The organism is Bacillus sp. Marseille-Q1617, assembly GCF_903645295.1.
Classification (GTDB): domain Bacteria; phylum Bacillota; class Bacilli; order Bacillales; family Bacillaceae_B; genus Rossellomorea.
On the sequence record NZ_CAHJXM010000001.1, the window covers coordinates 187,787 to 206,443 of the forward strand.

Annotated in this window: 17 protein-coding genes and 2 riboswitches; of the genes, 16 read left to right on the forward strand and 1 reads right to left on the reverse strand. The window is 41.7% G+C overall.

The window, feature by feature from the left end; all coding sequences use genetic code 11:
• Nucleotides 1-6 precede the first annotated feature (6 nt).
• From HWX64_RS01070 to HWX64_RS01110, 9 genes are all read left to right on the forward strand, one after another.
• Nucleotides 7-384: a hypothetical protein gene (locus HWX64_RS01070; protein ID WP_175986539.1), complete on the forward strand. Its 378-nt coding sequence runs from the start codon at nt 7-9 to the stop codon at nt 382-384.
• The gene (locus tag HWX64_RS01075; protein WP_175986541.1) at nt 377-1,033 is read left to right on the forward strand and encodes a hypothetical protein; all 657 of its coding nucleotides are present in this window, start codon (nt 377-379) and stop codon (nt 1,031-1,033) included. Before HWX64_RS01070 ends, HWX64_RS01075 begins: the two co-directional genes overlap by 8 nt.
• Nucleotides 1,026-1,451 carry a hypothetical protein gene (locus HWX64_RS01080; RefSeq protein ID WP_175986542.1) on the forward strand — a complete coding sequence of 142 codons (426 nt, stop codon included), beginning with the start codon at nt 1,026-1,028 and terminating at the stop codon, nt 1,449-1,451. Before HWX64_RS01075 ends, HWX64_RS01080 begins: the two co-directional genes overlap by 8 nt.
• Before the next feature lie 2 nt (nt 1,452-1,453).
• Nucleotides 1,454-1,855 carry a pilus assembly protein gene (locus HWX64_RS01085; RefSeq protein WP_175986544.1) on the forward strand — a complete coding sequence of 134 codons (402 nt, stop codon included), beginning with the start codon at nt 1,454-1,456 and terminating at the stop codon, nt 1,853-1,855.
• Complete coding sequence (locus tag HWX64_RS01090) at nt 1,852-2,496, forward strand: hypothetical protein (RefSeq protein ID WP_175986546.1); 645 nt, start codon at nt 1,852-1,854, stop codon at nt 2,494-2,496. The genes HWX64_RS01085 and HWX64_RS01090 overlap by 4 nt, the downstream gene beginning before the upstream one ends.
• A gap of 17 nt (nt 2,497-2,513) precedes the next feature.
• On the forward strand, nt 2,514-2,720 hold the full coding sequence (locus HWX64_RS01095; RefSeq protein WP_175986547.1) for a hypothetical protein: 207 nt from the start codon (nt 2,514-2,516) through the stop codon (nt 2,718-2,720).
• A gap of 118 nt (nt 2,721-2,838) precedes the next feature.
• Nucleotides 2,839-3,252 (forward strand): hypothetical protein, encoded by a 414-nt coding sequence (locus tag HWX64_RS01100; RefSeq protein WP_175986549.1) that lies wholly within the window; start codon nt 2,839-2,841, stop codon nt 3,250-3,252.
• A 346-nt stretch (nt 3,253-3,598) separates the two neighbouring features.
• Nucleotides 3,599-4,984, forward strand: coding sequence for a VWA domain-containing protein (locus tag HWX64_RS01105; protein WP_175986551.1), 1,386 nt, complete (start codon nt 3,599-3,601; stop codon nt 4,982-4,984).
• 186 nt (nt 4,985-5,170) lie between these two features.
• Nucleotides 5,171-6,061 carry a sporulation protein gene (locus HWX64_RS01110; RefSeq protein WP_175986552.1) on the forward strand — a complete coding sequence of 297 codons (891 nt, stop codon included), beginning with the start codon at nt 5,171-5,173 and terminating at the stop codon, nt 6,059-6,061.
• Between the two features lie 93 nt (nt 6,062-6,154).
• On the opposite strand, the gene HWX64_RS01115 is transcribed toward HWX64_RS01110, so the two are convergent.
• On the reverse strand, nt 6,155-6,841 hold the full coding sequence (locus tag HWX64_RS01115; protein WP_175986554.1) for a hypothetical protein: 687 nt from the start codon (nt 6,839-6,841) through the stop codon (nt 6,155-6,157).
• A 608-nt stretch (nt 6,842-7,449) separates the two neighbouring features.
• Here HWX64_RS01115 and HWX64_RS01120 point away from each other — a divergent pair.
• From HWX64_RS01120 to HWX64_RS01150, 7 genes are all read left to right on the forward strand, one after another.
• Nucleotides 7,450-8,919, forward strand: coding sequence for a nicotinate phosphoribosyltransferase (locus HWX64_RS01120; RefSeq protein ID WP_175986555.1), 1,470 nt, complete (start codon nt 7,450-7,452; stop codon nt 8,917-8,919).
• A 71-nt stretch (nt 8,920-8,990) separates the two neighbouring features.
• Nucleotides 8,991-9,818: an ammonia-dependent NAD(+) synthetase gene (gene nadE, locus HWX64_RS01125; RefSeq protein ID WP_175986557.1), complete on the forward strand. Its 828-nt coding sequence runs from the start codon at nt 8,991-8,993 to the stop codon at nt 9,816-9,818.
• A gap of 427 nt (nt 9,819-10,245) precedes the next feature.
• Nucleotides 10,246-11,202, forward strand: coding sequence for a MoxR family ATPase (locus tag HWX64_RS01130; protein ID WP_175986558.1), 957 nt, complete (start codon nt 10,246-10,248; stop codon nt 11,200-11,202).
• A 1-nt stretch (nt 11,203) separates the two neighbouring features.
• On the forward strand, nt 11,204-12,421 hold the full coding sequence (locus HWX64_RS01135; RefSeq protein ID WP_175986560.1) for a DUF58 domain-containing protein: 1,218 nt from the start codon (nt 11,204-11,206) through the stop codon (nt 12,419-12,421).
• Nucleotides 12,418-14,619, forward strand: coding sequence for a transglutaminaseTgpA domain-containing protein (locus HWX64_RS01140; RefSeq protein WP_175986561.1), 2,202 nt, complete (start codon nt 12,418-12,420; stop codon nt 14,617-14,619). Before HWX64_RS01135 ends, HWX64_RS01140 begins: the two co-directional genes overlap by 4 nt.
• Before the next feature lie 40 nt (nt 14,620-14,659).
• A riboswitch (purine riboswitch) is annotated at nt 14,660-14,761 on the forward strand.
• 642 nt (nt 14,762-15,403) lie between these two features.
• Nucleotides 15,404-16,957 carry a glutamine-hydrolyzing GMP synthase gene (guaA, locus tag HWX64_RS01145; RefSeq protein ID WP_175986563.1) on the forward strand — a complete coding sequence of 518 codons (1,554 nt, stop codon included), beginning with the start codon at nt 15,404-15,406 and terminating at the stop codon, nt 16,955-16,957.
• Between the two features lie 140 nt (nt 16,958-17,097).
• Nucleotides 17,098-17,199: riboswitch (purine riboswitch) on the forward strand.
• A 119-nt stretch (nt 17,200-17,318) separates the two neighbouring features.
• Entirely contained in the window at nt 17,319-18,653 is a 1,335-nt protein-coding gene (locus tag HWX64_RS01150) for an NCS2 family permease (protein WP_175986565.1), read from the forward strand.
• The last annotated feature ends 4 nt before the right edge of the window (nt 18,654-18,657 follow it).

Consider the following 18,657-nt stretch of genomic DNA (forward strand, 5'->3'; position numbering starts at 1 on the left):
TATTTTATGTTTAGTTTAAAAGGACTGCTTCAAGCAGTCGGTATTACTTTGCTATTTACTATTATCATTTCGTTTATTATCGGTTTGTTTAATATGCCGTCACTGCCGGTAATCATTTACTTCCTATTTTTATTTTCCAATGTAGTTATAGGAATTGTAGCACCACTCAAAAATAAGCATACCCCTTATGCTGCAGCTTTTTTGGGAAGTGTATCATTAACCGTCTTGAACTATTTTGCTGCTTACTACATGTTTAATGTCTATGTTCTGGCTGATCCGGTGCAAATTAATAATAATCTATTGTTAAGTACTTCCTTATCACTTATAGCTGCGTTATTTGTTGTGAAAATAGTATATAGAAAGTTAGGTAGAGAAAATGTTTAAGGATAGCTTAGATATTTATAATCGGAATCTCCTTAAAATAATTCTATTAGGACTGGTTCTCGTTGTTCCAGTTTCAATATTTTGCTTTCAGGCAATTTTTTATGTATTTCAAGAGGTGGACACTCAGTATGCTAATATCTATGCAGCCTTAATCACATTGATTAATTTCACCTTGCTTTATCCGCCATTTATTAGAATTGCTTTATCAGAGGTGAATGACGAAGAATCTAGTACACTTAGGGAATTAATTAAAGAGTTTGTTAATGGTTTTGGGATGATTATATTATTTACTTTAGCTCTTTTTACTATTGCCGTTTGGGGGATTGTACTAATAGTCCCCTCTATCATTTGTGTAATTCTTCTTATCTTATTTCCACTATTTATAGATCAAAAGAAAGTTTCGCATATTTTCAAGAGAATTGGCAACGTGTTGATTAAAGAGAACTTCTTCATACTGATAGATTTGCTTATTATTCTTAGTATTAATCTTTTAGCATGGTCGGGCATCACTTTTCTCTTAAGCTCGTTTGATAATAACTTCTATGTTTACGTTATTTCCAGGTCATTGATCAACGCGGCTCTTTTCCCTCTTATCTATATTTACTTGACATTAAAATATAAAAACGGAGGAGAAGAATTGTATGTCTAAAAAACCAATGAAAAAAGTAAATGTTTTTCTTACGGTGTTTTTAACTGTAATAACTGGCGGGACTTATTTGGCTTTTTGGTTTATTAATAGAAAAAAAGAGATCAACAATATTACATCCGAAGATAAAATTCCCTATAAGTGGTGGATTGTTTGTGCAATATATTTGATTCTTTCATTGGTCATTAACTTCATTGGGGGAGCATTCCTAACACCTTATGGAGAAACTACCATTGAATCCATCAACCTGATATTATCGTATTACTTCTTAGGCTTATTGTATTACTCTGCTTTTAGAACTAAGGAAGTTATAGAAATGAACAGTCAGGATGTAGAAATAAAACCTGTATTATTGGTTTTATTTCACGTTTGGTATTTACAATTCAAGATTAATAAGATTGAAGAATTTGGGAGAGGTTAAAAATGAGTAAACTCTTTTCTAAGAGAATGAAAAACGAAAATGGTGCTCTTACGTTTGAGTTTTTAGGTATTCTACCTTTCTTCTTTATGTTCTTCCTGCTTTTATGGCAAGTCGTAGCCACTGGTTATGCTGTTTATACTGTTAAAACAGCTGTAAATGAAGGAGCCAAGACTTATTCAGCTACTAAAGACAGTATAGAAGCTGAAAATACGGTAAAAAATGCACTTGGATCAAGTTCAGTAATCTCATACAAAGGGGTTACTATCTCCCCAATGGATGCTAACGGGAAATTTGAAATGAATGTATCAGTTGACCATCCACTTGTGTTCATCCCGAAGCAATGGAAAGATAAAACAGCCCTTTCGTTTGATCAGTCAGCTGTAGGTCAGGTGCTTGTAAAATGAAGAAGTATATCAATAATGAAAAGGGAAATTCCATCTTCTTTATTTTATGGTTGTTTGGAATCGTGGCAATTGTATTTTTAATTGTAGCTAATGTTTCGAAGGTATATATAGTCCAGGCACAGGCTGATAATTCAGTGGAACAAGCAGCATTTGCGGGGACATCGGTATATATCACTGAAACGACCAAAACCATTGAGGAATTTGATAGAAGCCCCTTCTCAACTGCACAGAAAGTCTTAGATTTAGGGAAATCAATTCAAGAACAAGTAGAAGATAAACAAACTGAGTTTGAAAATTCAGGTCAGTCTTCTGATATTGCATATTTAAATGCTTTGAATGAAGTATTGACTAAGGAATTGGAAGAACATCCTCAACTGAAAAAGACATTTAAAGACCACTTTTCTCAAATTTCTATAGAGAACAAAGTTAAAAGTGCAGCTCAATCAATGATTAATGCAAACGGAGCTAATTCTGAAGAAACCGAAGTGAAACTGTCAGAGGATGATTGGAGAGTGGAAGTGAAATCTACAGCTACTTTTGAAAGCATCAATGATAATAAATTCGTAGAATACTTTGAACGGAAAATTCCTCAAAAAGGGTATGGACCGAAATTAAAGTACTTGGAAAATATCTATAACTGATCAAAGGTGGTTTTAAAATGGCCATAAAAGAAAAAAGCTGGAGAATTTTTTATTTATTCCTGATGATTTTCTTCTACGTGATATATGTACCAGTGTCTATTATAGAATGGCTGGCAGGGGATGGCGGTCTTCCTTTGACAGCAGTTGTGGTGGGAATAGCATTGCCCTATATGAGAAAGAACCATATTCATCAGATTCAGATGAAAGAAAATACGGGAGCTTGAATAAATCAGTTCAAGCTCTTTTTAGTAAAAATTAATTTCCAAAATAAGTAATATTAGTAGGTTGAAATACTTAATCTTGGTAGGGATAAAAAGAATAGATTAATAAGGAGTTAGTGCTTTGAACAAAGTAGATGCGAAGAAACGAGTGAATTTAATGGGGATTATCGCCTCAATAAGTCTGGGGATACAACTTTTGCTAGTTGTTATTACCATGGCGATAGGACAGTCTATTATTCCTGGTTTGAATATATGGAGCTTTATTGATTTAATAGTTGGTCTCATTTTGGTGGTATGGCTGTTTGTGAAAAAAAGCAGGACTGCCGCAGTTGGGCTGCTCGTTATGTATTTATTGGCTCAAATTATCATGTTGTTTTCAATTCAAAATGCAACTGCAGGCTTCTGGACTGGCAGATTAATCATGATGGCCTTGTTTATCACTGTTTATTCTCGAGGAGTCCATGCAGCTTTTGTGTTTCACAGATTAAAAAATGATAAAGAGACAAATAGGACAACGGATTCAATTTCTATATAGTTGTTAAAACTCAAAGTGTATTTATGGAGAGCCTACTTTAATCATTATAAATCATAATTTAACCAAGGAAATGAATGAAATAAATTAAATAAGCTAGAAATCAATATGTGTTTCCTTGGTGTACATAATTATTTTTAATATTCAGGGGGAAAAGAATAAAGAAAACCATAATAACAATTTTAATTGCAGCTCTCCTGGTTCTAAGTGGTTGTATAGAAAAAGAAATTAATGAAAAGTATAACTCCAACGTCTCTTAAGAATAGTATTGTTGATAAGCACACCGCTTATAATTAATAAAATTCTAACAAGACACTTCTTATTTTTACTATATAAAGGAGCTATTCATTTGAATAAAAAGTATATAAAAATAACAATGGTATTATTTTTATCCCTAATAATTATGGGATGCCAATCTCATAATGAAAAAACCGAAGGCAATAACCATGATCCAAAGGTAAAAACTGAACCCAAAAAAGAGAAACAACAGAATGATAATATGGACCAACTTTCGAATTTTCCAGAGTTAGTATCAGCCACGGATGCTCCTGAGACGTTAGAAGAAGTCATAGATTACCCTGCAGGACCATTTGCAAATTCAGATTTTGATGAAGGAAATAAAGAAGTCATTGACGCGGTAGAAAAACTTCCAACAATTGAAGGTGAGGTAGATGAAGAATTCCTTGAAGCTTATTGGAATTATCTACTTTCACTCTTTGCTGTAGATTACAAGGGCCCTGAAGTCATGTTAGATAAAATGAAAGTGAAGTCATTTGGGAGTCCCGACATTGAAGACCCCCGCTACCAATTCAAGGATAATCTAAATGTAGAAATCATACTCGATGCTAGCGGCAGTATGAAGACACAGATAAATGGAAGAACTAAAATGGAATTAGCGAGAGAAGCAATTAATACCTTTACATCTTCCCTTCCCAGGGAGGCAAAAGTTGCGCTTAGGGTATATGGTCATAAGGGCACAGGAAGCGATGCAGACAAAGAGATGTCATGTAAAGCAAACGAAAAGATTTATGATTTTCAAAGCTATGATAATAGCAAATTGAACAAAGCTCTGAATAGTATAAATGCTAAAGGGTGGACCCCGGTTGCAGCATCACTGAAGAAAGCCCAAAAAGATCTCTCGCAATTTCCTTCAGAACAAAACACGAACATCATTTTCCTAGTCAGTGATGGAATAGAAACATGCGATGGAGATCCAGTTGAAGCAGCTCAGTCATTACATAACTCAAAGGTAAATCCAATTGTGAATATAATTGGTTTTGATGTAGATGCTGCAGGTCAAAAACAGTTGCAGGAGGTAGCTGAAAGTGCTTCTGGTTCTTACGCCAACGTTTACGATTTAGATGAATTAAACGATGAATTCAATCGAGCAGAAGAAATTGCGGATAAATGGGAAATGTGGAAAAAGAAAGCACATAATGAAAATGATCTCCAAGAATATCTAAACACAAGTGAGATATTTGAATATACAAGTGATTGGTCTTCTAAGCACATAAAAGAAAATAACAACCTTTTGGGAGCCATTCTCTACCTTAAAGCAGAAGGGAAATTAACTAATCAAGCTCATAAATATTTATCCGATAAAGCCAATGGAAGACAATCGGATATAGTAAAATACTCGAAGGACATTGAAAGTGATCTCCATAAAATGAATCAAGCTACTTACAAAGAAATGAATAGGTTGATTAATGAGAAGTTTAATTCTATAAGTGAATGAAGAGTAATTCTGTTCAAAACAAAGATGGGATGAATGAGATTTTGAAGCGGCCTATTACACCTTGATTACACCGGGGTTTTTAGGAAAATGAAGGTTAAAGAAGATTGCCATTGGTTTTTAAAGCTAATCTTGCTCCAAACATTAGAAACTAGAAGAAAATGAAACTACTAATAAGGAGAGATCTAAATGTTCAACAAACAAAAAAAGGCGCTGAGCAATGCTAAGTTCAAAAAACTGATTACAAGAACAATCGGACATATATCCGTAGATACCGTATTAACCGAAGAAGAAGTGACTCCAGGGGATACAATGATGGGGGAAGTCCGGCTCTCAAGTAAGAAAGGGTTCAAAGAGGTAGAGAAAGTAAGTGTTTCTCTTATGCAGCAGTTTGCCACCGGAGAGGACCGCATTGGCAACTTGCCGTTGAATACGGTGGTGATGAAGTTGACGGAGGATCAGAAGGGTGAAAATGAAGTCATATTGCCTTTTGAATTGAAGGTGCCTCTATATACACCAAATAATGTGTGGAACAGAAAGTGCTGGGTCCAGACGGATATCGATCTTCCATATAGACTTGATCCCAGGGATATGGATTTTATCAATGTCCATGAACATCCAATCGTGACGCATGTGAACAGGGTACTGACTGAGGAAATGGGCTTCCGGAAAACAAACCGGGAAGAAGTCATTAATTATCCAGGATTCAAGGTCTCCTGGCATTCAGATAAACGAATACTCAACCACCCTCTATATCCAGCACTGTCAAAGAGGAACGTGGCATTGGCACATGAGCTCGAATATTTTGCACCGGAAGAATTCAAGGACAAGTACAAAGAAGTGGAACTGGTTTATGACATCAAAGAAGACGGTCTGGACCTTTATGTTGAAATCCAATTCTTCGTTCCTAAAGAAATTGGGGGAACCATGCAGCGTTTTGCTTTGAGGGAGAAAGGGTTGGACGAGCAAATCCATAAATTAAGCTTCACTTTGGAGGAACTGGAAGGATCGGAAGCTATTAAAGATAAAATGCTGGATCTCCTTAGAAACACCGAAATACCTGAAGAATTAAGAGTTTAATCAAACGTTTGTTTAAAAAGATTGAAGTCTTATTTTACTGAACTACAAAACTTCGAAAAAACCACTCGTCGTTGAGTGGTTTTTTCAAATAGGTCAATAATTTTTTTCAATCTTTTGTTTTATCGTTTCAATTTTTTCAGGAACAACATAGAGATAGTCAATCAGAGCTTCTAACAGTTCTATCAGCAGTTCTGCTGTTTTATCATCGATCTCCTTTTCCAGCTCAAGCATTTGGAAAAATGGGCTTTCCGGGCGGGTGAGCTGGCTTAATGTTTGGATGGGTGATGATAAATCAACATTCTTCGGCAGCTGCTCAAATTGCTCTGCTAAAGTCTGGCTTTTAGCTTTTTCCGCGTTCAGGTTTTTGACTAAACTTTCAAGAACCCGCTTGGTCATGACCGCCGTGGCTGAATGATCATTCGACTGGTTCACATTTAAAGCGGAGCGATAAGATCTCACTAGATCCTGCGAAATTCGCTTGTTATCTTGTATTTTATCGAGAGGACCATTTGTAACATGTGGATCATATACATGGACGGTGACTTCTTTCGTCTGGTTTGTTGAATTTTCCTTGATCATTAAAATAAAAGTAGAGGGTTTTTTGCACGCAGAACATATACCATCTGAGAAAACCCCGGTTTTAATCTGATAAAAATTCGCTTTTAATGAAAATTCTCCTTGTTTGCGACAAAGCGGGCATTGCGTCCGGACCTTTTTTGGGACTTTTAAGTATCCATACTGAGTAGATGATAATATCGACCCTGGCGTAATTTCTCTCATTTCAACCTCCTAAACAGCAAAGATTTTTCGTTTTATTGTAAAAGTATGAAAAATCATACAATTACTTCTATATAAAATTATAACTTTATAAAGCTGGACAACAAGCTTCAATAAATGGAAAATGAAACCAGTTTTTATTCAGGACAAGAACTATCGAGATAAGTGTCTATTAAAAAGATTCGAAGAAGTAGCCCAAAATATTGGGGTACTCTCTATTACAGTTAGTATAAAACTCTCTTTCGATGGCAGTTTGCAGAAAACAGCTAGGGAGGCCTTTCTAATCAAACGTTTGTTTAATAATATTTTTGTTATTTTGGCTTGTTCCAGCAGTTGATTGGAGTGCAAGGCGAAGACTCCTGCGGGAGAAGTGGCCAATGTGAGACCCCGCAGGCAAAGCCGAGGAGGCTCACGGGTCACCCGCGGAAAGCGAAGTCTTGCACGGAAATCAACTGCGGTGTTCAGTGGGACCCTTCAAGTTAAAAGAAAAAGAAATATTACACTTTTGAAATCCTTCCCCAACCAAAACATTCGGAAAAACCGCTATAATTGGGTAGAATAGAAACAATGGTTTTATTGACTAACGGTTGGAATGTAGAAGGAGAGAAATCATGACACATTTTACAGATGATAGCTTAGCATTGCATACAGATTTGTATCAGATCAATATGACGAAGGCCTATTGGGATGATGACTTCCATAATCGAAAGGCTGTTTTTGAGGTGTTCTTTCGAAAGCTGCCTTTTGGGAATGGATATGCGGTGTTTGCCGGTTTGGAACGTGTGATAGAGTATGTGAAAAATATTCATTTCAGTGATAGTGATATTGAGTATTTAAGAGAGCTGGGATATGAGGAAGAGTTCCTGCAGTATTTGAAGGATCTTCGATTCACCGGGACGATCCGTTCCATGCGGGAGGGGGAGCTCGCATTTGCGAATGAGCCGCTTCTGCGAATTGAAGCGCCTCTTGCTCAGGCACAGCTTCTCGAGACGGCGATCCTGAATATCATTAACTATCAAACATTGATTGCAACAAAAGCGAACCGGATCAAGCAGGTGGTTCATGATGAAGTGGTGATGGAATTCGGTACCCGCCGTGCGCATGAGCTGGATGCCGCGATCTGGGGGACACGTGCTGCTTTCATCGGCGGATTCGATGCCACCAGTAATGTCCGTGCAGGGAAGATTTTCGGAATGCCAGTATCAGGTACTCATGCCCATTCTTTGGTCCAGGCGTATCAGGATGATTACACTGCATTCCATAAGTACGCTGAGAGCCATAAGGACTGCGTGTTCCTGGTTGATACGTATGACACGTTGAAATCCGGCGTACCGGCCGCAATAAAGGTCGCGAAAGAGCTTGGTGATAAGATTAATTTTAAGGGGATCCGTCTGGATAGCGGCGACATGGCCTACTTATCCAAGAAAGCGCGAAAAATGCTGGATGAAGCTGGTTTTACTGAAACAAAAATTATTGCCTCCAATGATTTGGATGAATACACGATTTTAAATTTGAAGGCCCAGGGGGCAGAGATTGATGTATGGGGAGTCGGTACGAAGCTGATCACGGCGTATGATCAGCCGGCGCTCGGTGCTGTGTACAAGCTTGCTTCGATCGAGAACGAACAGGGGGAGATGGAGGATTCCATTAAGATTTCCAGCAATGCGGAAAAAGTTTCGACTCCTGGATTGAAAAAGGTTTATCGCATCATCAATAAGGTTAATCATAAATCAGAGGGGGATTATATCACGCTTGAGCATGAAAATCCCCAAAACGAAGACCGTGTCAAGATGTTCCATCCGGTTCACACGTATATCAGCAAGTTTGTGACGAATTTTGAAGCGAGAGAGCTGCATGCCGATGTATTCAGAGATGGTGAACTGGTATATGAAACACCTTCCCTTCAGGAAATGAGGGAGTTTGTCAACGAGAACCTGGAGCTGCTTTGGGATGAATACAAGCGTTCGATGAACCCTGAAGAATATCCGGTGGACTTAAGCGATGAGTGCTGGACGAACAAGATGAACCTCATCCAGAAGGTGAAAGCCGAAGTGAAGGAACGGTTCCATTCCGGCAGGTAATAGGAGTTGAGATGGGGTAAGATAAACAGGTATAATTAGATGTAATAAAACCTAACATGGAGTGTGAAAGTATGGATTCTCTTCAAAAACAGATTGTAGATGAAATGATGGTAACTCCCGATATCGATCCCGAGAAGGAAATACGCCGCAGTATAAATTTCATGAAAGAATACTTAAAGAAACATTCATTTTTAAAAAGTATGGTGCTCGGCATTTCCGGCGGTCAGGACTCTACTTTATTAGGGAAACTTGCCCAGATGGCAGTAGACGAACTGAATGAAGAAACCGGATCGGATGACTATGCGTTCTATGGGATCCGTCTTCCTTACGGTGAGCAGGGTGATGCCCAGGATGCCATCGATGCCGTGGAATTCATCAAGCCGTCAGTATCAATGACTGTTAATGTCAAGCCTGCAGTGGATGCCAGCTTTTCCTCTTTGAAGAAGGAAGGCATCGAGATGTCCGATTTTGTCAAAGGGAATGAAAAGGCACGTGAAAGGATGAAGGTTCAGTTCGCGATTGCGGCGATGAAGAATGGTGTCGTACTTGGTACGGACCATTCAGCTGAAGCGGTCACAGGCTTCTATACGAAATTCGGTGACGGAGCGGCAGACCTTGTACCTCTTTTCCGTCTCAATAAACGACAGGGGAAAGCGCTCTTGAAAGAGCTTGGCTGTCCCGAACATCTATACAATAAAATCCCTACAGCGGATCTGGAAGATGACAAGCCGTTGATTCCGGACGAGAAAGCGCTGGGTGTGACGTACGACCAGATTGATGACTACCTCGAAGGAAAAGAAGTCCCGCAGGAAGCCAGGGAAACGATCGGGAAACACTACTTGAAATCACAGCATAAGCGTCATCTGCCGATTACGGTGTTTGATGACTTTTGGAAATAAGACTAAAGAAAAGCCGATTCTCATATGATTGAGAGTTGGCTTTTTTTATGTGTGCACGAGCTGGGGTGGGAACGAATCGGATGGTGGAGCGCTATTTGGGAGATTAAATGCCTGTTATCGAAAGATTTTTGATCAAGATTAAAAGATTTTTCAGCCATACTCGATGATTAATATGTGAAACTAAAAGATTATCGTTCAAAACTCAAAGATTCCCCGACGAAGCATGATTCCCTTAACAATCGCCAGCCTGCACGCCTGTTTTTCCAAAAGATATTACTCAGAAAATGTACCCAACTCCACCCCACACGACAAATTTCCTAAAAATTCGTATTATTTTTTCCTCAAAATGGAGGATTTTTGGAAATCAAAACGAAAGTATTAATAGTTATAGAGAAAAAACATATAAAAGGGAAACAGGAGGGGTCATATGACACAGGAAGTAGTAAACCCGAAACTGCAAAATGTCGTTGAAAATATAGAGAAAGTCATGATTGGAAAGAGAAAAGTAGCGGAATTGAGCGTAGTGGCTTTGTTAGCTGGCGGACACGTGCTGCTTGAGGACGTCCCGGGTGTCGGAAAGACGATGATGGTCAGGGCGCTTGCGAAGTCTGTAGGGGCAAGCTTTAAGAGGATTCAGTTTACGCCGGATCTTCTTCCTTCGGATGTCATCGGTGTATCGATCTACAACCCGAAGGAGATGGAATTCAACTTCAGGCCGGGCCCGATTATGGGGAATATCATTTTAGCGGATGAAATCAACCGTACGTCCCCGAAGACGCAGTCAGCGCTGCTTGAAGGGATGGAAGAAGGAAGTGTGACCATCGACGGGAATACCCGCAGACTCGATAAGCCGTTTTTCGTTATGGCTACACAGAACCCGATTGAGTATGAAGGGACGTATCCGCTTCCGGAAGCTCAGCTTGACCGTTTCCTTTTAAAGATGAAGATGGGATATCCGGAGCCGGCTGAAGAGATGGAAGTGCTTCACCGGGCACAGAAGAACCCTCCGATTGATGAGCTGGAGGCGGTCATGACCCTGGAAGAGCTTCGTTACCTTCAGGAAGAAGTGAAGGAAGTATTGGTGGATGATACCATTAAGAAATATATCGTGGACATTGCTGGCCGTACGAGAATCCATGCGAATGTGTATCTGGGCGCAAGTCCCCGCGGCTCGATTGCATTGATGAAGGCGTGTCAGGCGTATGCATTCCTAAGAGGAAGAGATTATGTCGTTCCCGATGATGTACAATTCCTTGCGCCGTATGTATTTGCACATAGAATCATCATGAAGTCGGAAGCCCGTTATGAGGGGATCACACCTGAAGAAGTGGTGGAGCGAGTGATGGCGCGCATTCCCGTACCGGTTCAAAGGCTTGTGAGATAGTATGAAGAACAAACTTAAGATACTTAAGCCGATAGGCAAGCTTTTGCTTCTTCTTCTTTTAATTGCCATCACGTTTATATTTGCGATGTTTCAGGGTGGATTTGTGAGCTGGTTTCTATTTTACAGCTTCCTGCCTTTTGCTCTGTATTCACTGCTTGTATTCATGTACCCCCTTTCCGATTTTTATGTGGAGCGAAGGTTTGAATCTGTGGAATACAAAGCGGGGGATGAACTTAAGGTGACATTGACGCTGCGCAGGAAGCTCCCTTTTCCGCTGTTTTATATGATTCTTGAAGATGTGGTAACAGAGTCTCTATTCCAGCAGTCTCAATTTCAAAAAGCAAAATCGATGATATATCCGGGATTCAGGAAGGAAATAAAGCTGTCTTATTACATAGACGAGCTTCCCCGCGGTGAACATATTTACTCTGCGGTGCGCCTTAAGACGGGTGACTTCTTTGGGGTATTTGAAAAAGACGCTGTCATAGAATGCAAGGATCAGCTGCTCGTCTATCCTTCATTCGTGGAGGTTCCTTACAGACCGCTTGAGAACCGCTATGATCAAGGGATGACTTCATCGAATGTGAAGATACAGAAGGATACGACGATGGCGACGGGTGTCCGTTCGTATCAGCCGGGGGACCGCTTTTCCTGGATTCATTGGAAATCCTTCGCCCGGACAAATGAACTGATGACGAAGGAATTTGAAGAACGCCAGTCGCACGATGTACTTATCGTTCTTGACCGTGAGTATTCCTCTGTATTTGAACCGATGGTCACCTTCACTGCTTCTGTCATTCGCTCCATTATCAAAAAAGGGGCGCAGGTTGGACTGGTTTCAATCGGGAAGGAACATCAATCATTTCCGATAAGAGGCGGTGAAGAGCATCAAGGGCAGCTCTTCTATCATTTGGCGACGGTCCAGCCGGACAGCCGCTTTACACTAGGGAAAATACTTCAGGGTGAAGGGTTGAACTACTCTCAGTCTGCCGCTGTCTTTTTCGTTACAGCGTCCGTCTCGAAAAAAATGATCATGAGTGTCAATAATTATTCAAAACGCAACAGTTCAGTCGTGATTTTCCTCGTTAAGTCAAAAGGGGAGTCCTACACATCTGAGGAAAAAGCATTAAAAGCATATGCAGCTTCACGCGGGATTTGGCTGAAGGTATGCTATGACGGCGATTTCTCAACTGCCTTTTCGGAGGTGAAGCGAGCATGAGCGGAAAAGCATCTGCCAACCGATTTTATTCCGTCTTAATTTATCTGTTCGGGTTCCTGCTTTTGTGGGAGTGGCTGAAACCTTTGAAGGTTGTAACCGATACAGGTGATTTGACGTATTTTATTATTTTTATTGCATTGTCACTGACACTTTCCTATTTTGGGGTGCATTATTTGCTGTCGGGCATGGTTAAAACTATTTTTATCATGATCTCTTTACATGCCCTTTATATTCCGGGATCCTTGTTCGATCTCGCATGGCTGGGTGTATTCGCTAAAGACCTATGGCATAACTTGGGTCTCACGATTGGCAGGGATTGGTCAGGGTTGTCATTCGTCTATCGAAGCCTGCTGTTCTTTATCCTGCTGTGGCTGATGACGTATCTGATTTATTACTGGCTGTCGGTCAGGAAAGCGATTTTGCTTTTTTATATCATGACGGTTACGTATATAAGCGTCATGGATACGTTTACGGTGTATGAAGGAGACAAAGCGATCATACGTATCGTTGTGTTTGGGTTCCTGCTTATGGGACTGCTCGCGCTTGAGCGGTTGATCCAGGGTGAAAAGCTGCTCGGATCAAAAATGAGCAGGCACCGGTGGATCGTGCCGCTGACGGTGCTGCTTGGAGTCAGCTCAGTTGTCGCTTTTGCCGCACCTAAGGCCGACCCGATCTGGCCGGATCCGGTCCCGTATATTAAATCATTTGCGGAGGGTTCCGGCGGACTCCAAGGTGTGAGTAAGCTCGGCTACGATACGGACGATTCAAAGCTTGGCGGCCCTTTCATCGGCGATCCGACTATCGTTTTCACTGCTGAGGTTGCCAGGGAACATTACTGGAGAATCGAAACCAAAGATTTATATACGGGAAAAGGGTGGGAGCAGTCCATGGAAGAGGAGGCAGGAGTCCCTTTCCGTTCGGATGAAGAACTTCCATTTTCCCTCAATCCAAAAAATGAGGAACGTGAGCTTCAAACTGAAAAAGTCATGATTGAAGAAGCGTATCCTCATGTGGTCTATCCTTACGGGGTTGAAAAGGTGACTGGAAATGAAGAAGGTTCGTTCGAATTCATGCCTGTCAATGAGAAGATCAGAAGCTTTGATGAAGCCGGGGAGTCTGTAAGATTAGAAGAGTATACTCTCGATTATCGTTACCCTTCCTATTCTCAAAAAGGGATGAGGGCGGCGAACGCAGAACAGGAAGTGATGCAGGTTCCTGAGTTTGTGGAAAGATACACGCAAATACCTGAATCCACCCCGCAAAGGGTAAAGGATTTAGCGGTTGAAATCACCCAGGACGAAGCTGACTGGTATGACAAAGTCCGTGCCATTGAAGGGTATTTTGAAAAAGAGGCGTTTGTCTATGATCAATTCGACGTCGCGGTCCCGGAAGAAAATCAGGACTATGTCGATCAGTTCCTGTTTGAAACGCAAAGGGGATATTGTGATAACTTCTCGACTTCGATGGTCGTCATGGTCAGATCCCTCGGTATTCCCGCCCGCTGGGTAAAAGGGTATACAGAAGGGGATTACAGGCGCCAAATCGATTCAGAGTACAAGCTCTATGAAGTTTCGAATAATAATGCGCACTCCTGGGTTGAGGTGTTTTTCCCTGAAGTCGGCTGGGTTCCATTTGAACCAACCGTCGGATTCAACAGCAACATAGCGTATGAGTATGATTTGGATCTTGAAGATGCTGAAGAAGATCAGGTGCCGGTACCTGAAAAGGAGACGCCTAAAAAACCACTGGAACCTGAAGTGGATGAAACAACAAATGAAAGTGGATTTTCTATCAAGGATCTTTGGGACGACATTAAAACATTTTTTGCAGAAAACTGGGGTAAAATCCTGATTGGATTCATACTTTTGGCTGTGGCTGCTGCACTTGCCTACATTTACAGAAGGCGCTGGCTTCCTTACTTCCTGATTTTGTATTACCGGAGAAGAAAGTCGGAAGATGTTTATTCCGAAGCCTATATCTCATTGGTGAAACAATTAGGAAGATATGGATTAAAAATGCAGGACGGTCAGACGCTCAGAGGGTTCTCGCGTTATATCGATTCCTTCTTTGGAACCTATGAAATGACGAGTTTGACCAATCGTTATGAACGCACATTATATGGTCACAAGCCCGATCAGGAAGATTGGGTGAAGATGAGAGAATTATGGGAAAATTTAATTAAAAGGACAACTGGTTGACCGCTTCATCAACAAGGTTTAAAATGATGTCAAATTAATAATAGAGTTCGTTAGCATCCTTCGTATATCCTCGATAATATGGTTCGAAAGTTTCTACCCGGTCACCGTAAATGACTGGACTATGAAGGCAGTGTTCTATTTCGACATCTTTGCATGCCAAAAAACTAGAATCCTGCCTTTATACAGGCGGAGTCTAGTTTTTTTGCTTTTCTGGCCATTAATTGCCGCTGGTGATTTCCGTGCAAGACTACGCTTTCCGCGGGTGACCCGTGAGCCTCCTCGGCTATCGCCTCCGGGTAGAAAAGCGGAGGCGGCTCGTTCAGCCCCGACAAGCATAAGATGAATGGGCCGGGAAGGCGCTTTTTGCCTTCTTGGACCATTTAGCTTATGACCTCGAGGGGCTAGCCGCCAGAGCTGGACAAGTCTCACCTCCCGCAGGAGTCTTCGTCTTGCACTCCAATCAACAGCTTGGGAAAGTTAATACAACTGTATGTTTCCAGAATCCCAATCAACAATTCTTATAAGTAACCAAGGGTGGATTGGAGCGGAAGGCACTTGACTCCGACGGGATATAGAGGAAAAGTCGAGACCCCGCAGGCGGAACGCCGAGGAGGCTTGACTTCCTCCCCGCGGAAAGCAAGTGCCTGCAGCGGAATGGAACGGTCTCTGTTAGGGCTAGAAACAGAACACAATTTTTAAAGAATTGCTAACAAAAGGATGTATTTGTGGATGGTAAGGGAATCATACACAAAAGAGAGATAAATAAATGGATGAGGTGAACTGAATGCTAGGTAAAGAGGAATTGCATAATCAGGAAATGATCGTCGTTTTAGACTTTGGAAGTCAGTACAATCAGTTAATCACACGAAGAATTCGTGAATTCGGGGTGTACAGTGAACTTCACCCGCACACCATCACCCTCGAAGAAATCCAGGAAATGAATCCGACCGGAATCATTTTCTCGGGCGGCCCGAACAGCGTATACGGTGAAAATTCATTCCGTTGTGATGAACGGATTTTTGACCTGGATGTACCGATTCTTGGTATCTGCTACGGTATGCAGTTGATGACGATGCATTTCGGCGGTAAGGTAGAGCGTGCCAAGCACCGTGAATACGGGAAAGCGGCCATCAATATCGAGAAAACATCAAAACTCTTCTCCGGCCTTGAAGATGAACAAGTCGTATGGATGAGCCATGGGGATCTTGTGGTAGAAGCTCCTGAAGGCTTTGATGTAAATGCTACAAATCCATCATGCCCGATCGCATCCATGAGCAACGAAGAGAAAAATCTTTATGCCGTACAATTCCACCCGGAAGTTCGCCACTCTGTACACGGGAATGAAATGCTGAAGAATTTCGTATTTGAAGTATGCGGCTGCGAAGGCGACTGGACGATGGAAAGCTTCATCGATATGGAAATGGAGAAGATCCGTCAGACAGTCGGTGACAAAAAAGTCCTTTGTGCCCTTAGCGGCGGTGTGGATTCTTCTGTCGTAGCAGTCCTTATCCATAAAGCGATCGGCGATCAGTTGACGTGTATCTTCGTTGATCACGGCCTTCTCCGTAAAGGGGAAGCGGACAGCGTCATGAAAACATTCGCTGACGGCTTTAACATGAACGTGATCAAAGTGGATGCCCAGGACAGATTCCTCGACAAGTTGAAAGGTGTATCTGATCCTGAACAAAAGCGTAAAATCATCGGAAACGAGTTCATCTACGTCTTCGATGACGAAGCAACGAAATTAGAAGGTATCGAGTATCTTGCTCAAGGGACACTTTATACGGATATCATAGAAAGCGGGACAGCGACTGCACAAACGATCAAGTCCCATCATAACGTCGGGGGACTTCCTGAAGATATGCAGTTCACTTTGATTGAACCGTTAAATACTTTATTTAAAGATGAAGTGCGAGCGTTAGGTTCAGAGCTTGGTATTCCGGACGAGATCGTTTGGAGACAGCCGTTCCCTGGTCCGGGTCTTGGTATTCGCGTGCTTGGAGAAATTTCTGAAGAGAAGCTTGAAATCGTGCGGGAATCGGACTATATCCTTCGCGAAGAAATCAAGAAAGCCGGCCTTGACCGTGATATCTGGCAGTACTTCACTGTCTTACCTGATATCCGCAGTGTAGGTGTCATGGGAGATGCCAGAACATATGATTACACGATCGGAATCCGTGCCGTAACGTCGATTGACGGTATGACTTCCGACTGGGCACGTATTCCTTGGGATGTTCTTGAGAAGATTTCGACACGCATCGTAAATGAAGTCGATCACATTAACCGCGTCGTGTATGATGTAACGAGTAAGCCGCCTGCTACCATCGAGTGGGAGTAAACGATCGGTAAAATAAATGAGGGTAAATAATGCCCGCCCTGAACTCAAACCGAACATTTTATAATTAATTTTATAAAATGTTCGGTTTTTCTATTGACCGCTCTGTCGTTCGTTGGTACAATAGTCATGTCATAATAAATCTTAATATTTTATTGTTACGTCGTATAATTTCGGGAATAGGGCCCGAGCGTTTCTACCAAGCTACCGTAAATGGCTTGACTACGAGGTGATTGATGGAAGGACTTCATTTTAGCGCTGCTGTCCTATCTGTTTTTTATCTTACAGTCAAAGCTCTGAACTCTCGGTAGTTCAGAGCTTTTTTATTTTGAAATCTGCGACGCACAAGGGAGGAACTACAGAAATGAAGAATTTCTTTCAGTTTGAACAACTGGGGACGAATTACAGAAGAGAAATCATCGGGGGACTGACAACCTTCCTTTCAATGGCTTATATACTTGTTGTCAATCCGTTGACGTTGACACTCCAATCGGTACCGGATCTTCCGGACAGTATGAGAATGGACTCCGGTGCCGTGTTCGTAGCCACAGCTTTAGCTGCTGCAATCGGATCATTGATCATGGGGCTCCTCGCCAAATACCCGATCGCACTTGCACCGGGAATGGGGCTTAATGCATTTTTCGCTTATACGGTTGTTTTGACAATGGGCGTTTCATGGCAATCGGCTTTAACGGGTGTCTTAATTTCAGGAATAATCTTTATTTTACTGACGTTGACTGGAATTCGCGAGAAAATCATTAACTCCATCCCGGCTGAATTGAAGTTTGCAGTCGGAGCCGGTATCGGACTTTTCATTACATTTGTCGGTTTTCAAAATGCTGGAATTATCGTTAATAATGATGCTGTACTTGTAGGGATCGGGGATTTGACTCACGGTAACACCTTACTTGCGATCTTTGGAATTATCCTCACTGTGATCTTAATGACAAAAGGTGTAAAAGGCGGCATTTTCATAGGAATGGTCGCCACTGCAATTGTAGGTATGATTGTCGGTCTCATCGACACTCCGAAGGGTGTAGTGGACGCGGCACCTAGCCTTGCCCCGACCTTTGGTGCAGCGCTTGATCCGCTGTTTGGGGATGCAGGCAGCATTTTTACCATCCAGATGCTTGTTGTCGTCCTTACTTTCTTATTTGTCGATTTCTTTGATACAGCAGGTACACTTGTGGCAGTGGCGAATCAGGCAGGGTTAATGAAAGATAACAAGCTTCCGCGTGCAGGTAAAGCGCTGTTCGCTGATTCTTGTGCCACTGTTGTAGGGGCTATTCTTGGTACTTCAACGACGACATCTTATATTGAATCATCTGCAGGGGTTGCGGCAGGAGCGAGAACCGGATTTGCTTCAGTAGTCACGGGCGTTCTATTCTTGCTGTCCATATTCTTCTTCCCGCTGCTTGAGGTCATTACTGCACCGGTCACGGCTCCCGCACTTATCATCGTAGGTGTGCTGATGGTATCGTCATTAGGTGAAATTGACTGGAAGAAATTCGAAGTGGCTGTACCGGCATTCCTGACGATCGTGTCCATGCCGCTGACTTACAGCATCGCAACAGGTATAGCAATCGGATTTATCTTCTACCCAATCACTATGATCATGAAAGGCCGGACAAAAGAAATCCATCCGATCATGTACGGACTGTTCGTCATCTTTGTACTGTATTTTATATTTATCGCATAATATT